Raw genomic sequence first — 14654 nt, 5'->3', positions numbered from 1 at the left:
ATGAGCGGCGGCCAGGGTTTGAATATCAGTAGTCGATTGGGTCGCGAATGATCGGGCAGGTCATGCAGTGGCCGCCGCCACGGCCGCGGCCGAGTTCGCCGGCGCTGATGGTGATGACTTCCACACCGGCCTTGCGCAGCAGGGTGTTGGTGTAGGTGTTGCGGTCGTAACCGATCACCACGCCAGGCTCCACGGCCACCACGTTGTTGCCGTCATCCCACTGCTCGCGCTCGGCGGCGAAGCTGTTGCCACCGGTTTCCACCACACGCAGGGCCTTGAGGTTCAGGGCGGCAGCGACGGTGTCGAGGAAGTTGGTTTTTTCGCGTTGGATATCGATGCCGCCGGGCTTGGTCTCGTCCGGGCGCAGGGTGAAGGCGACGATCTGGTTGACCACTTCCGGGAAGATCGTGACCAGGTCGCGGTCGCAGAAACTGAACACGGTGTCGAGGTGCATTGCTGCGCGGGATTTCGGCAGGCCGGCGACGATTACGCGCTCTACGGCTTTGTGCTTGAACAGGTTCAGGGCGAGTTGGCCGATGGCCTGGCGCGAGGAACGCTCGCCCATGCCGATCAACACCACGCCGTTACCGATCGGCATCACGTCGCCGCCTTCCAGGGTGGCGTTGCCGTGTTCCTGGTCCGGGTCGCCGTACCACACCTGGAAGTCGGCGTTGGTGAACTCCGGGTGGAATTTGTAGATGGCGCTGGCCAGCAGGGTTTCCTGGCGTCGTGCCGGCCAGTACATCGGGTTCAGCGTCACGCCGCCGTAGATCCAGCAGGTGGTGTCACGGGTGAACTGGGTGTTGGGCAGTGGCGGCAGAATGAAGCTGGAGTGCCCGAGGAAATCGCGGAACATCTCGATGGTCTTGCCGCCGAAGCTGCTCGGCAGGTCATCGGCCGACACGCCACCGATCAGGTATTCGGCGACCTTGCGTGGCTCCAGGCTGCGCAGCCACGAGCTGACTTCATTGACCAGCCCCAGGCCGACCTGGTTGGCGGTGATCTTGCGCGCCAGGATCCAGTCCAGCGCTTCGGGGATGGCGACGATGTCGGTCAGCAGGTTGTGCATTTCCAGCACATCGATGTCGCGCTCGCGCATCTTGGTCACGAAGTCGAAGTGGTCGCGCTTGGCCTGGGCCACCCACAGCACGTCATCGAACAGCAGTTCATCGCAGTTGTTGGGGGTCAGCCGCTGATGGGCCAAACCTGGGGAGCACACCATGACTTTGCGCAGTTTGCCGGCTTCGGAATGTACGCCGTACTTCACTTTTTCCGTGGTCATTACAGATCCTCCAGTGAACAATAATTACAGGGTCAGGAAGCCGTCGTAGAGCCCATAGGCCGCCACCAGGGCGCCAATGACTACTGCGGCGAAAATCAGCTTCTCGACATTGGTGAAAATCGGTTTGCCCAGTTCGTGCTTGGCCTTGGCGAACAGGATCGCGCCAGGGGCGTAGAGCAGGGCGGAGAGCAGCAGGTATTTGGTGCCGCCGGCGTAGAGCAGCCAGACCGCATAGATCAGTGCGACCGCGCCGATGAACAGGTCTTTCTTGCGTTCGGCCAGGGCGTTTTCGTAGGTCTCGCCGCGCACCGCCAGCAGCAGCGCATAGGCCGCCGACCACAGGTAAGGCACCAGGATCATCGAGGTGGCGAGGTAGATCAGCGACAGGTATGTACTGGCGGAAAACAGCGTGATCACCAGGAAGATCTGCACCATGGCGTTGGTCAGCCACAGGGCGTTGACCGGCACGTGGTTGGCGTTTTCCTTACGCAGGAACTCCGGCATGGTGTGGTCCTTGGCCGCGGCGAACATGATCTCCGCACACAGCAGCACCCACGACAGCAGCGCCCCGAGCAAAGAAATGATCAAGCCGACGCTGATCAGCACCGCGCCCCAGTGACCCACCACATGCTCCAGCACGGCGGCCATCGAAGGGTTCTGCAGCTTGGCCAGTTCCGGTTGGGTCATGATCCCCAGGGACAGCACGTTCACCAGCATCAGGAACAGCAGCACGGTGATAAAACCAATCACGGTGGCCTTGCCGACGTCGGAGCGTTTTTCGGCACGGGACGAGAAGATGCTTGCGCCTTCAATGCCGATGAACACCCAGACGGTGACCAGCATCATGTTGCGCACCTGGTTCATCACGCTGCCCAGGTCCGGGTTTTTCACGCCCCAGATATCAGCGGTGAAGATGTCCAGCTTGAACGCGAAGATAGCGATCAACACGAACAGCACCAGCGGCACCACCTTGGCGACGGTGGTCACCAGGTTGATGAACGCGGCTTCCTTGATCCCGCGCAGTACCAAAAAATGCACGGCCCACAGCAGCACCGACGCGCCGATCACCGCCGCCGGGGTGTTGCCTTCGCCGAAGATCGGGAAGAAGTAACCGAGGGTGCTGAACAGCAACACGAAGTAGCCGACGTTGCCCAGCCAGGCACTGATCCAGTAGCCCCAGGCAGACGAGAAACCCATGTAGTCGCCAAACCCGGCCTTGGCGTAGGCGTAGACCCCGCCGTCGAGGTCAGGCTTGCGGTTGGCCAGGGTCTGGAACACGAACGCCAGGGTCAACATGCCCACGGCGGTGATCACCCAACCAATCAGTACCGCGCCGACATCGGCGCTGGCCGCCATGTTTTGCGGCAGTGAGAAGATCCCGCCACCAATCATTGAACCCACGACAAGTGCAACCAGTGCGCCTAATCGAAGTTTTCCGGGAGATTCAGACATTGCATAACTCCAATGCAGGAGAAGAGAGACCACAGAATAAATCCGTGCGCTAATCAAACAGCTGACTCAGATCACTTCATTGGCACATTCCATTGTGAATTAATGACTTATGATGAAAGGTCCGGGCGCTCGAGCGCCACGCAGAGGCTCGTTGTAGAGCGCTTCTACGTTTCAAACAGCAGGTTTTCTCATTGGCATGGACGTTTGAAGCTAGTTCGTTTTTTCAGATATGCAAACTTTTTGGAATGGGCTTGTGCAACGCTTCACTGTCTGGAAAGTTCAATCATTATTTAAATTATAAATTTGACCGAAGGGTGTTTACTGTCATGCCTTTAAGTTATGAGGCGTTAGGGTTTATTAGCTATATCTAATAAACGCTGCTCGCGTTAGATAAATTAGTTGAGTGCACGCTTGTTGCCTCAACAGCTGTTTCTTTATTCAGGAATACCCATGTCCCAAGCGTCAGAAAAGCTTCGCCTCAACGCCTTGATCGCCCTGGTGGTGGGTTCGATGATCGGTGGCGGGATCTTCTCGTTGCCCCAGAACATGGCAGCGCGGGCTGAAGTGGGCGCGGTGTTGATCGGCTGGGGCATTACCGCTGTTGGCATGTTGACCCTGGCCTTCGTGTTTCAAACCCTGGCCAACCGCAAGCCTGAGCTGGATTCCGGTGTCTACGCCTACGCCAAGGCTGGATTTGGCGACTACATGGGGTTCTCGTCCGCGTGGGGCTACTGGATCAGTGCCTGGATGGGCAACGTCGGTTACTTCGTGTTGCTATTCAGTACCCTCGGCTACTTCTTCCCGGTGTTCGGCCAGGGCAATACCCCGGTGGCGATCGGCTGTGCGTCGATGTTGCTGTGGGCTGTGCATTTTCTGGTGATGCGCGGGATCAAGGAGGCGGCGTTTATCAATCAGATCACCACCGTGGCCAAGATCGTGCCGCTGGTGATGTTTATCGTGATCGCCGCCGTGGCGTTCAAGGCCGACATCTTTACCCGGGATATCTGGGGCCTGAGTAATCCGAACTTTGGCGGCGTAGTGGACCAGGTGCGCAACATGATGCTGGTCACGGTGTTTGTGTTTATCGGCATCGAGGGCGCCAGCGTCTACTCGGCGCGGGCCGAGAAACGCTCTGACGTAGGGCGGGCCACGGTGATTGGTTTCCTGGGGGTGTTGGCGCTGCTGATATTGGTCAACCTGCTGTCGCTTGGGATCATGAGCCAGCCGGAACTGGCCAACCTGCAAAACCCGTCCTTGGCCGGGGTGCTGGAACATATTGTCGGCCCGTGGGGCGCGCTGTTGATCAGCATCGGGCTGGCGGTTTCGTTGCTGGGTGCGCTGCTGTCGTGGGCGTTGCTCTGCGCCGAAATTCTCTACGCCACCGCCCATGACAAAACCATGCCCGCGTTCCTGAAAAAGGAAAACGTCAACCAGGTGCCGGTCAATGCGTTGTGGCTGACCAATGTAATGATCCAGCTGTTCCTGGTGATCACGCTGTTTTCGGAAAGCACCTACACCACCCTGATCTACCTGGCGTCATCGATGATTTTGGTGCCCTACCTGTGGTCGGCGGCGTATGCGGTGCTGTTGAGCGGGCGCGGTGAAACCTACGAAGGTGCCCATGGCGAACGCATGAAGGACTTGCTGGTGAGCCTGATCGCTTTGGCTTATGCGGTGTGGCTGCTTTACGCCGGAGGCTTGAAGTACCTGCTGCTGTCTGCGCTGTTGTATGCGCCGGGGGTGATCCTGTTTGCCCTGGCCAAGCGCGAGCAGGGCCAGCCCTTGTTTACCCACCTGGAAAAAGGCATTTTCGCCTGCGTGATCGCCGGGGCGAGCCTGGCAGCGTATGGGTTGTACAGCGGGGTGTTGTCGTTGTGAGGATGCAACTGGCGTATCAGGCGCCGTATGACTGGGCGGCAATGTTGGGCTTCTTGTCGGCGCGGGCGATCAGCGGGCTGGAGACGGTGGACGGCGGCGTGTACTCGCGCAGCATCAGCGTCGACGGTCAGCAGGGTTGGCTCAGTGTGTCGCCGGGGGCCGGGGATTGGCTTGAAGTAACGTTGGACTTCCCCGACCCGGCAGCGTTGCCGGAAATTGAGCGACGGTTACGGGACATGTTTGACCTGTCGGCTGACCCGAAGCGGATCAACCGGCAATTGGCGAATGATCCCTTGATGGCGAGCTTGGTGGCGGCGCGTCCTGGCTTGCGGGTGCCGGGAACCTGGGATGGGCTGGAGTTGGCGATCCGCGCGGTGTTGGGCCAGCAGATTACCGTGGTGGCGGCGATCAAGCTGGCGGGCAAGCTGGTGGCGCAGTACGGCACGCCGCTGGTGACGCCCCATGCCGGTGTGACCCACGTGTTTCCGTCAGCCGAGGTGCTGGCAGCCGCAGATTTGGCGACCCTCGGCATGCCCAAAAGTCGCGGGCGCACCTTGTCGGGTGTGGCCCAGGCCTTATTGGATGACCCACAGATTTTCCAGCCGAAGGCGAGCCTGAAGGAAGGCGTGGCGCGGTTGGTTGCCTTGCCGGGAATTGGTGATTGGACGGCGCAGTACATCGCCATGCGCCAGATGCGCGAGCAGGATGCATTTGCCTCGGGGGATATCGGTTTGATCAATGCGCTGGTGGCGCTGGAAGGCGGGCCGGTAAGCCCACGCCAGTTGCTGGCGCGGGCTGAGGCCTGGCGGCCGCTGAGAGCCTATGCGGCGCAGCATTTGTGGACATCACTGAGCCGGGTGGATTGATACTGCACACCTGTGGCGAGGGAGCTTGCTCCCGCTGGGGCGCGAAGCGGCCCCATCGACCCCAAAGCAGGGGCCTGCTGCGCAGTCCAGCGGGAGCAAGCTCCCTCGCCACAGGATCTGGGTCACCACTGCGGGCGGTGTGAGCCCAATTCCCCAGCGGGCAAATCCCACTGCAACGGTGTCCCGCTGATGGTCACCGGGGGCAGCAACCGGTGGGCCGGGCCCCAGGCTGTTTGCTCCACCACCAAGCCTTGATCGACCGGTTCTTCGGCCCGCAGCGGTAGTTGTTCCGGGACTTGTCCTGCGTCCACCAAGAGTTTTGCCGTGCGCGCGAGGGACAGCAGCGCCGAACCGCCGCGTCCGGATTTCAATCGTTCGCTCAAGGCCTGGATTGCACTGGCCGCCATCAAATACCCGGTGGCGTGATCCAACGCCTGTAACGGCAGCGGCACCGGCGTGTCCGAGTTTTTCCACTGCCTGCCGGCCTCGGCAATCCCGGTACTCATCTGCACCAGGCTGTCGAAGCCTCGGCGATTGCGCCATGGGCCGCTCCAGCCGTAAGCGTTCAGGCTGGCGTCGATCAGGCCGGGGGCGAGGGCTTGTAACGCGGCCTCACCGTAGCCCAACTGCTCCAATGCATCGGCGCGGTAGCCGTGCAGCAGAATGTCGGTGTCCTTGAGCAGGTTTTCGAAGATTTGCCGGTCGTCGGCGTTTTTCAGGTCGAGGCGGGCGCAGCGTTTGCCCAGGGTCATTTCCGGTACCACGCCGGGTTCGTTCCAGTCCGGTGAGTCGATGCGCAGTACATCGGCGCCAAGGCCTGCCAGGAAGCGACTGGCGGTGGGGCCGGCCAAGACGCGCGTCAGGTCCAGCACCTTGATCCCCGCCAACGGCCTTGCCACCGAGCCCAGCCAGGGTTTGTCGCTGAGGGCTGCAAATGTCTGGCGATGGACCAGCGGTTCCTGATTGACCGCCAAACCTTGTGGATGCACCTGCCAGTCTTGCCACGAGCGCATCTGCGCCGCACAGCCGTTGGCTTCGACGATCGCCTGTTCCAGCTCGGTAGCGTTCCATGGCGCAACCTTCGCGGCCATCGCTTCACGGTCAGCAACCTGCCCGAGTACGCGCTCGGCGGCGGCCCGGTGATGCGGTGCGTTGGTGTGCAGGCGAATCCAGCCGTCGGCGCAGGCGTAGTCGCCGGCAATCGGGTCCCACAGCGGCGGTGTGGTCCAGCCATCGGGACGCAGGGACGAGGAGAACCAGAATGAAGCGAGGCGCCGGTCCACGGTCACCGAAGGCAGGCGCCCGGTTTGCTGCTGCAGCAACTGGGCAACTGCCTGGCCCGCCGCACCGATGCTGGCGCTGGCCAGTTCGGTGACGGCAAAGGTCGAGGGCAGGGCGCCGACCTCGGTGAAGGCCAGCGGGGTGACGGGTAAATCGAGTGCTTCCTGGATGGGGGTGAGCAGATCAGTCATCAAAGGCCCTCCTAATGAGAAGGACCATCATAGAAGATCATCAGGGTTGAATGACAACCCCGGGCTCCAGCGGCAAATCCACACTGGCGATAAAACCGCCGTCAGGATGATTGGCCAGGATCAGGCTGCCGCCATGGCGCTCTGCGGCGCGCCGCGCGATGGCCAGTCCCAGGCCGTGCCCTTGGGCGGTTTGCCCCGGGGCGCGGTAAAACGGCTCGCCCAGTTGCTTCAGGTGTTCGGCGTCCACGCCGGGGCCATGGTCGCGCACGCTGATCACAATACGGTCGCCCTGGCGTCTGGCGTCCAGTTCAATCGGTTGGCCCGGCGGGTTGAAGCGTTGGGCGTTGCGCAGCAGGTTGTCCACCGCGCGTTCGATCATGGTCGGCCAGCCCTTGAGGTGCAGCCCGGCCTCGGCATCGAGCTGTACGGGTTGGTCCGGCGCGCCGAGCAAGGCGTCTTTTTGCAGGGTTTTGAGCAGTGGGTTGAGGTCGATGTCTTCGGCGCTGGCGTTGTCGGCATCTACCCGGGCGAGTACCAGGATTTCGCTGATCAGCGCTTCCAGGCGGTCGCATTCGCGGGTCAGGCGCGGCCAGAGTTTCTCCCGTGCCTCGGGTGTGGCGCGTTCTGCCAGGGCCAGGGCGATCCGCAGGCGGGCCAGGGGCGAGCGCAGTTCGTGGGACACGTCCCGCAGCAATTGGCGCTGGCTGCCGATCAGGCTTTGCAGGCGGGCGCCCATGCGGTTGAAGTCGGTAGCGAGCACGCCGAATTCGTCGCGGCGGTTGGCCAGCCGCGCCAGGCTGTTTTGCTGGTAGGTGGTCTGGCCCAGGTCGTGCACTGCGCCGCGCAGGCGGCTGAGGGGGCGTGTGATGGACAGCGTCACCAGCAAACTGAACAGGGTCAGCACCACCAACGCGATTGCTAGGGCACTCAACGGCCACAGCAGGCTGCTGCGGTGCCAGGCGTCCAGCTCCGGGTGGGGAATGCGGTAGATCAGCAGGTAGGTATCGCCGGTTTTTTCGCTGGTGTACTCGGCGGTCAGGCGTCGCCAGGGCAGGTGGCGGTCCTGGCTGTCGTTTTGCCGGGCTTCGAGGGCGGCGGCACGGCGCGGGAAGGTGCCGCGTACCACGGGCTCGCCGCTTTCGTTAAGCACTTGCACGTCGATGTGGTACTGGCGCTTGCGCTGTTGCAGCAATTCCTGGGCGGCGTCCTCGCCTTGTGCCTCATAGAGCTGCGTCCATTCCTGCGCGAGGTTGTTGAGCCCGGGGTGGCGGCTGAGAATCCAGGCGTCCTGGTTGAGCATATGCCCAAGCAGGATCGACAACCCGGCAACCAGGGCGATGGCCAGCCAGAAGCTGGCCAGGACGCGCCAAAACAATGAACGCACAAGAAACCCTCAAACAGGAAAAGCCCAGCGGCGGTGGCCACTGGGCTGGGAGTGAAGCTAGATCATTATTGCGCTTTTTGCGGCTGTTGGGCTTTCCAGGCCTGGAATTCCTTCCACTCGGCGCGGCGCTCGGCTTGTTTCTTCACGATCTCGTCGAATTTCTTCTGTTGATCGGGTTTCAGTACGGCACGGATGTCGGCCTGGGTTTTCTGTTTGCCGGCAGCCATTTCGTCTTGCATGGCTTTCTGGTCAGCGGCCGGGAGTTTATCCAGGTACTTTTTGACCAGCTCTTTGCGAGCGTGCCACTGCTCGCCCATCAATTTGCCGATCTGCTGGCGCTGTTCAGGGCTCAGGTCCAACTGGCCGAAAGGCCCACCTTTGCCGCGCATGCCGTGTTCACCGCCGTGGCCTGGGCCACCCATCATGTGGCCTTCAGGGCCGCCCATCGGGCCCGGGCCTTCTGGCATGGCCGCCATGGCAACGGTGGGCAGGGCAGCGGCGAACATCAGAGCGATAAGGGTCTTGCGCATGGTGATTCTCCTGTCTCTATTCCGGTGAGTCCGGATGTGAGTAGATTACGGAGAACAAGGTCAGCGGCAGTCAGGGGACGGTAAAGCTTGGGTAAAGAGGAATTTGGGCGGGGCTGACAAAACTATCCCGGAAGGGGAGATCATGTGTGGGAGCTGTCGAGCCTTGGCGAGGCTGCGATGCAGGCACCGCGGTCTATCCGTTGCACCGGGGTGATGCCATCGCAGCCTCGCCAAGACTCGACAGCTCCCACAGGGGACAGGTGTTGTGCTTAGAGGCTGTAGTAGTAGCCGCGGCTACGCAGCGCCACGATCCGTGGCCGGCCATCCGGGTGCGGGCCGATCTTCTTGCGCAGGTTGCTGACGTGCATGTCCAGGCTGCGGTCATACAGGGTCAGCTTGCGGCCCAGGGCGATTTGCGCCAGTTCCTGCTTGTCCAGCGGCTCGCCCGGCTGGCGCAACAAGGCTTCCAGCAGACGGCTTTCGGAAACGGTCAGGGCAAATTCCTGTTCATCGATAGTGACCACGCCACGCACCGGGCTGAAGCACAGGTCACCCAGCTCCAGCTGGGTGGACACGGCAGCCGGGTGACTGCGGCGCAGCACGGCGCGCAGGCGGGCGGTCAGTTCACGAGGATCGCAGGGTTTGGCCAGGTAGTCGTCGGCGCCCAGTTCCAGGCCGAGGATCCGGTCCAGCGGTTCGCCGCGAGCCGAGAGCATCAGCACCGGCAGCTCCGGGTGGTCGCTGCGCAATTGCTTGAGCAGCTCCAGGCCGCTGCCGTCGGGCAGCATCACGTCGAGCACCACGGCCGCCGGGGCGGCTTCGGCCAATGCCTTGCGGGCGCTCAAGCCGTCATGGCAGGCGCGCACCTGGAAACCTTCCTGGCTCAACCAACTGGTCAGCAGCTCACAGAGCTCCTGGTCATCATCTATCAGTAACAGCTCGCTCATGACTCACTCAATTTAGCCATTGTCGACGGCGCCGGTGCCCGCCACTGGCGAAGATCCCGCACAGCAGGGCGATCAGCGCGACTGCTCCACCGGTCACGAACCATTGCTGTTGTTCGGTAAGCCAGCGTGGCAAGGCACTGCCCTGTGCTTCTTTGAGTTGCTGGACCAGGCGTTGGTTCTCCTGGCGCAGTTTACTCAGTTGGGTACTTTCCCGGGTGGCGTCAGCACTTTGCAATTGCTTGCTCAGTTCATCCCGCTGCCGTTCGCTTTCTTTCAAACGTTGCTGCAAATCGGTGATCTGGCTGCCGGCACTCAAGGACAGGGGCGTGGAACTGCCGGTGTTCGAGGTTTCTTCAGCGTGGGCCGTAGCCCCGATCATTAACACTGCCAACAGACACAACTGACGTAAGCGCATCGGAACTCCTGATTCCACACGAATATTCAGAACGTTGTCGGCAGGTTACCGGGAATAATGAGCGTTTAGGAGTGCGCTGAAGCCATTTGGTTCAGCGCGCAACGAATCAAGGCAGGACTTGCTTGAACGGCTTGACCAGCACATGCGCATATACGCCGGCCGCGACATACGGATCAGCGTCGGCCCAGGCCTGCGCCGCCGCCAGGGAGGCGAACTCGGCGACGATCAGGCTACCGGTGAAGCCGGCGTCTCCCGGGTCATTGCTGTCGACTGCCGGGTGCGGGCCGGCGAGCACGATGCGGCCTTCGGCTTGCAGCTGTTTCAGGCGCTCGACGTGGGCCGGGCGCACGCCCAGGCGTTTTTCCAGCGAGTCGGCAACGTCGGTGGCAATGATGGCGTAGAGCATGTCAGTCCTCGGTTTTCGGCGTGGTAGGGTCGGTGTCATGCAGGTGGCGCGACAGGTAGATACCCTGGCCGACCAGGAACAGCACGGTCATGCCCAGGCTGCCGAACACCTTGAAGTCCACCCAGTAGCTCTGGAAGGTGAAGGCGACGAACAGGTTGGCGGCGCCGCAGAACAGGAAAAACACGATCCAGGCGATGTTCAGGCGCACCCAGATCGGGTCCGGCAAGCTCAGCGCGTGGCCCATGATCCGCTTGATCAGCAGGCGGTCACCGATGAAGTGGCTGCCGATAAAGGCCAGGGCAAACAGCCAGTTGACCACCGGGGCTTTCCATTTAAGGAAGGTTTCGCTGTGGAAGGCCAGGGTCAGGCTGCCGAAGACGAGGCAGGCGATCAGGGTCAGCCATTGGCTTTTTCCAGCTTGCGCTGGGAGATGAAGAGAGCGCCGTAGACCACCACGGAGCTGATGATCAGTACCGCCGTGGCACTGTAGATGCCACCGACTGTCAGCTCGTGGCCGGCAATATCGATAACGCGAGGGTCGATTTTGTAAACGATGAAAAACAGCAACAGCGGGATGAAGTCGATGAATTGTTTCACAGTAAGAGCCAGAAGCTGGATGTGGCGGCATAATAACAAACATCCTTGGTAGCGAAAGCGCCAGCTGACTTGAGGTTACACACTCCCGTGAATGTTGATTTGCACTGCCATAGCACAGCCTCCGACGGCGCCCTGGCGCCCGCGGTCCTGGTTGCGCGTGCGTTTGAAAAAGGCGTGCGAGTCCTGTCGTTGACCGACCACGACACCCTCGAAGGCCTGGCAGAGGCCCGCGAAGCGGCGAATGCGTTGGGCATGCAACTGGTCAACGGAGTTGAATTGTCCTGCACCTGGGGCGGCGCAACCATCCACGTATTGGGCTACGGTTTCGACGTCAACGCGCCGCCGCTGGTGGAGGCCATCGCCAAATTGCACGATGGCCGCTGGCTGCGGTCCGAAGAAATAAGCCGCAAGCTGGCCCTCAAGGGCATGCCCAACGGCCTGGAAGGCGCCCGCGCCATCCAGCAGGAACTGGGCGACAGCGGCAACGCCCCGGCCCGTCCGCACTTTGCCGACTGGATGGTGCGTGAAGGTTTTGTAAAGGATCGCGCCGAAGCGTTCCGCAAATGGCTGGGTGCCGGCAAGCTGGGGGACGTCAAGCAACACTGGCCCACTCTGGAAGACACCGTCGGCACATTGCGGGCAGCAGGTGCCTGGGTCAGCCTGGCGCACCCGTGGCATTACGATTTCACTCGCAGCAAGCGCCGCAAGCTGATTGGCGACTATATTGGAGCGGGCGGCCACGCAATTGAAGTGGTCAACGGGCATCAACCTGCCGAACAGGTGGGTAGTTTGGCGATTCTTGCCCGCGAATTTGGTCTGCTGGTCAGCGCCGGCAGTGATTTTCATGGCCCTGGCGGCTGGTCCGAGATTGGCGAGTACCGCGCCGTCCCGGAAGATTTGCCGCCCCTTTGGTGTCGCTTCAAACATGACCCCATTATTGCCACCGTCTGAACAGGTAGAACACGTGAGTCAATTCTTCCAGATTCATCCGGAAAACCCCCAGGCGCGCCTGATCAAACAGGCCGTGGAGATCATCCGTGCCGGCGGCGTGGTGATCTACCCCACGGACTCCTCCTACGCTATCGGTTGCCAGATCGGCGACAAGAATGCGGTCGAGCGCGTAAGACGCCTGCGTGACCTGGACAAGAACCACAACTTCGCACTGATTTGCAGCGACCTGTCCCAGCTGGGGCTGTTCGCCAAGGTCGACACCGGCACCTTCCGCCTGCTCAAGGCCCACACGCCGGGGCCTTACACCTTCATCCTCAACGCCACCCGCGAAGTGCCGCGCCTGCTGCTGCACCCGAAGAAGCGCACCATCGGCCTGCGGGTGCCGGAACACCCGATTGCCCTGGCGCTGCTGGCCGAACTCGGTGAGCCGCTGATGAGCGTGTCGCTGATCCTGCCGGGTGAAGAAGAGCCGTTGTACGACCCTTATGAAATGCGCCGGTTGCTGGAAAAACACGTCGACCTGATCATCGACGGCGGTTACGGCGGTAACAAGGCCTCCACCGTGATCAACCTGGCCGACGGCGAGCCGGAAGTGGTGCGCGTGGGTTGTGGCGACCCGGCACCGTTCATGGTCGAGGCCTGAATGTCGGCCGTGGAATCCGTCGACAGCCAGGCAGGCGCCCAGCAGGAACTGCCATTTGCCATGGTCTACGGCCAGGCCGTCATGGAAATGCCGCTGGACCTGTACATCCCGCCGGACGCCCTGGAGGTCTTCCTCGAAGCCTTCGAAGGCCCGCTGGACTTGCTGCTGTACCTGATCCGCAAACAGAACATCAACATCCTCGACATCCCGGTGGCGGAAATCACCCGCCAATACATGGGCTATGTCGAGTTGATGCAGACCGTGCGCCTGGAACTGGCCGCCGAGTACCTGGTGATGGCCGCGATGCTCGCGGAGATCAAGTCGCGGATGCTGCTGCCGCGCTCGGAAAGTATCGAGGCGGAAGAGGATGACCCGCGGGCCGAACTGATCCGCCGCCTGCAGGAATACGAACGCTTCAAGGCTGCTGCCGAAGGCATCGACGGCCTGAGCCGGGTCGGTCGCGATGTGGTGGTGCCCAAGCTTGACGCCCCGGAAGCCCGGGCGCGCAAACTGCTGCCGGACGTAAGCCTGGAAGAATTGCTGATGTCCATGGCCGAAGTACTGCGCCGTGGCGATATGTTTGAAAGCCACCAGGTCAGCCGCGAGGCGCTGTCCACCCGCGAGCGCATGAGTGATGTGCTGGACCGTCTCAAGGGCGGCGGGTTTGTGCCGTTTGTCGAGCTGTTTACCAAGGAAGAAGGGCGCCTGGGGGTGGTGGTGACCTTTATGGCGATCCTCGAACTGGTCAAGGAATCCTTGGTCGAGCTGGTCCAGAATGAGCCTTTTGCGGCTATCCACGTGCGGGCGCGAGCCGAATAAAGAGCTGAATCGATGAATCTGACTGAACCCCGCGAACTGGCCCCGCTGCTGGAGGCCTTTCTCCTGGCCTCGGGCAAGCCGCAATCCCTGGAACGCCTGTTCGAACTGTTTGAAGAAGCCGAGCGCCCTGAGCCGCCGGTGTTCAAGAAGGCGTTGGAGATTCTGCGCAAGTCCTGCGACGGCCGTGCCTTTGAGCTGCGGGAAGTGGCTTCCGGGTATCGCCTGCAGATCCGCGAGAAGTTTTCGCCGTGGGTGGGCCGCCTCTGGGAAGAGCGCCCGCAACGTTATTCCCGGGCGATGCTGGAAACCATGGCGCTGATCGCCTATCGCCAGCCGATCACCCGGGGCGAGATCGAAGACGTGCGGGGCGTGGCGGTCAACAGCCATATCGTCAAGACGCTACTGGAGCGGGAGTGGATCAGGATCGTTGGTTACCGCGACGTGCCCGGCAAGCCCGCGATGTTTGCTACTACCAAGGTGTTCCTTGACCACTTCAACCTGAAAAACCTCGACGACTTGCCGCCGTTGGCCGAACTGCGGGAGATGGAGCCGGACCCGGTCCTGGACTTCGACGACGCCCCGGTGCCGGCCAGTTTGCAGGAACTGGCCGACGCCAGCGCGGAGCCGGAAGAGCCGAAGGACGAAACCAGTTTCCATACGCTGTTGCTGGAACTGGATGACATGGAGCAGGGCATCAAGACCGACTTCGACGACTTGCTGCGTGATGGCGCGGTCGGTGAGGGTGAGCCCGAGCAAGAGCCAGCACCGCAACTGAACGTTGAGGTTGAGCTGCCAGTCGAAGTTGAACCTGAGCCGGAACCCGAGCCGGAAGAAGACATCCTCGGCGTCGCCGAAGCCCGTGCCAAACTCCTGGCCGCCGTAGCTGCGCTCGAACAACCGCCGCTCAGTGACGAAGAGGCCGAAGCCCAGGCACTGGCCGAAGCCATCGAAAACGAACGCCGCCAATTCGAAGACTGACGCAGAACACAATGTGGGAGCGGGCTTGCTCGCG

14 protein-coding genes and 1 pseudogene are annotated in these 14654 nt (G+C 61.7%); 6 read left to right on the top strand and 9 right to left on the bottom strand.

Going from position 1 to position 14654, the window contains the following annotated elements:
• Positions 1 to 25: 25 nt before the first annotated feature.
• Positions 26 to 1282 carry an arginine deiminase gene (arcA, locus tag NVB75_RS12755; protein ID WP_087692650.1) on the bottom strand — a complete coding sequence of 419 codons (1257 nt, stop codon included), beginning with the start codon at positions 1280 to 1282 and terminating at the stop codon, positions 26 to 28.
• A 24-nt stretch (positions 1283 to 1306) separates the two neighbouring features.
• Positions 1307 to 2734 carry an arginine-ornithine antiporter gene (arcD, locus tag NVB75_RS12750; RefSeq protein WP_258347374.1) on the bottom strand — a complete coding sequence of 476 codons (1428 nt, stop codon included), beginning with the start codon at positions 2732 to 2734 and terminating at the stop codon, positions 1307 to 1309.
• 450 nt (positions 2735 to 3184) lie between these two features.
• Here arcD (NVB75_RS12750) and arcD (NVB75_RS12745) point away from each other — a divergent pair, with 450 nt between their 5' ends.
• Together arcD (NVB75_RS12745) and NVB75_RS12740 are read left to right on the top strand one after the other, a co-directional pair.
• The gene (gene arcD, locus NVB75_RS12745) at positions 3185 to 4612 is read left to right on the top strand and encodes an arginine-ornithine antiporter (protein WP_258347372.1); all 1428 of its coding nucleotides are present in this window, start codon (positions 3185 to 3187) and stop codon (positions 4610 to 4612) included.
• Positions 4613 to 4614: 2 nt separating this feature from the next.
• Positions 4615 to 5478, top strand: a complete 864-nt coding sequence (locus tag NVB75_RS12740; protein ID WP_258348590.1) for a DNA-3-methyladenine glycosylase — start codon at positions 4615 to 4617, stop codon at positions 5476 to 5478.
• Between the two features lie 122 nt (positions 5479 to 5600).
• Here the strand turns inward: NVB75_RS12740 and NVB75_RS12735 are convergent, their stop codons facing one another.
• From NVB75_RS12735 to NVB75_RS12705, 7 genes and pseudogenes are all read right to left on the bottom strand, one after another.
• Positions 5601 to 6950 (bottom strand): CoA transferase, encoded by a 1350-nt coding sequence (locus NVB75_RS12735; protein ID WP_258347370.1) that lies wholly within the window; start codon positions 6948 to 6950, stop codon positions 5601 to 5603.
• Between the two features lie 40 nt (positions 6951 to 6990).
• Positions 6991 to 8334 carry a HAMP domain-containing sensor histidine kinase gene (locus tag NVB75_RS12730; protein WP_258347368.1) on the bottom strand — a complete coding sequence of 448 codons (1344 nt, stop codon included), beginning with the start codon at positions 8332 to 8334 and terminating at the stop codon, positions 6991 to 6993.
• 65 nt (positions 8335 to 8399) lie between these two features.
• Positions 8400 to 8864 carry an LTXXQ domain-containing protein gene (locus NVB75_RS12725; RefSeq protein ID WP_017475709.1) on the bottom strand — a complete coding sequence of 155 codons (465 nt, stop codon included), beginning with the start codon at positions 8862 to 8864 and terminating at the stop codon, positions 8400 to 8402.
• Positions 8865 to 9133: 269 nt separating this feature from the next.
• Positions 9134 to 9811 carry a response regulator transcription factor gene (locus NVB75_RS12720; protein ID WP_003220065.1) on the bottom strand — a complete coding sequence of 226 codons (678 nt, stop codon included), beginning with the start codon at positions 9809 to 9811 and terminating at the stop codon, positions 9134 to 9136.
• Between the two features lie 7 nt (positions 9812 to 9818).
• Positions 9819 to 10226 carry a hypothetical protein gene (locus tag NVB75_RS12715; protein ID WP_003220067.1) on the bottom strand — a complete coding sequence of 136 codons (408 nt, stop codon included), beginning with the start codon at positions 10224 to 10226 and terminating at the stop codon, positions 9819 to 9821.
• A gap of 106 nt (positions 10227 to 10332) precedes the next feature.
• A complete protein-coding gene (locus NVB75_RS12710) occupies positions 10333 to 10632 on the bottom strand; it encodes a YciI family protein (protein WP_063027669.1) in 300 nt (99 codons plus the stop codon).
• 1 nt (position 10633) lies between these two features.
• Positions 10634 to 11229, bottom strand: a pseudogene (locus NVB75_RS12705) (septation protein A).
• Between the two features lie 87 nt (positions 11230 to 11316).
• Here NVB75_RS12705 and NVB75_RS12700 point away from each other — a divergent pair.
• From NVB75_RS12700 to scpB, 4 genes are all read left to right on the top strand, one after another.
• A complete protein-coding gene (locus NVB75_RS12700) occupies positions 11317 to 12180 on the top strand; it encodes a PHP domain-containing protein (RefSeq protein ID WP_134327226.1) in 864 nt (287 codons plus the stop codon).
• A 13-nt stretch (positions 12181 to 12193) separates the two neighbouring features.
• On the top strand, positions 12194 to 12823 hold the full coding sequence (locus NVB75_RS12695; RefSeq protein ID WP_003220075.1) for an L-threonylcarbamoyladenylate synthase: 630 nt from the start codon (positions 12194 to 12196) through the stop codon (positions 12821 to 12823).
• A 120-nt stretch (positions 12824 to 12943) separates the two neighbouring features.
• Positions 12944 to 13642, top strand: a complete 699-nt coding sequence (locus tag NVB75_RS12690) for a ScpA family protein (RefSeq protein WP_172834604.1) — start codon at positions 12944 to 12946, stop codon at positions 13640 to 13642.
• A 12-nt stretch (positions 13643 to 13654) separates the two neighbouring features.
• On the top strand, positions 13655 to 14620 hold the full coding sequence (gene scpB, locus NVB75_RS12685; RefSeq protein WP_258347363.1) for an SMC-Scp complex subunit ScpB: 966 nt from the start codon (positions 13655 to 13657) through the stop codon (positions 14618 to 14620).
• Positions 14621 to 14654 lie beyond the last annotated feature (34 nt).

The sequence above is a fragment of the Pseudomonas sp. CBS genome (assembly GCF_024734645.1).
GTDB lineage: Bacteria > Pseudomonadota > Gammaproteobacteria > Pseudomonadales > Pseudomonadaceae > Aquipseudomonas.
Note: the sequence above shows the minus strand (reverse complement) of the source record. Positions and strands in the feature narration are given on the sequence as shown.

Coding starts and splice junctions, on each gene's coding strand:
- NVB75_RS12735 (WP_258347370.1), bottom strand. CDS start 6,950: ATGACTGATCTGCTCACCCCCATCCAGGAAGCACTCGATTTACCCGTC.
- NVB75_RS12715 (WP_003220067.1), bottom strand. CDS start 10,226: ATGCGCTTACGTCAGTTGTGTCTGTTGGCAGTGTTAATGATCGGGGCT.
- arcA (WP_087692650.1), bottom strand. CDS start 1,282: ATGACCACGGAAAAAGTGAAGTACGGCGTACATTCCGAAGCCGGCAAA.
- arcD (WP_258347374.1), bottom strand. CDS start 2,734: ATGTCTGAATCTCCCGGAAAACTTCGATTAGGCGCACTGGTTGCACTT.
- arcD (WP_258347372.1), top strand. CDS start 3,185: ATGTCCCAAGCGTCAGAAAAGCTTCGCCTCAACGCCTTGATCGCCCTG.
- NVB75_RS12720 (WP_003220065.1), bottom strand. CDS start 9,811: ATGAGCGAGCTGTTACTGATAGATGATGACCAGGAGCTCTGTGAGCTG.
- NVB75_RS12725 (WP_017475709.1), bottom strand. CDS start 8,864: ATGCGCAAGACCCTTATCGCTCTGATGTTCGCCGCTGCCCTGCCCACC.
- NVB75_RS12710 (WP_063027669.1), bottom strand. CDS start 10,632: ATGCTCTACGCCATCATTGCCACCGACGTTGCCGACTCGCTGGAAAAA.
- scpB (WP_258347363.1), top strand. CDS start 13,655: ATGAATCTGACTGAACCCCGCGAACTGGCCCCGCTGCTGGAGGCCTTT.
- NVB75_RS12740 (WP_258348590.1), top strand. CDS start 4,615: ATGCAACTGGCGTATCAGGCGCCGTATGACTGGGCGGCAATGTTGGGC.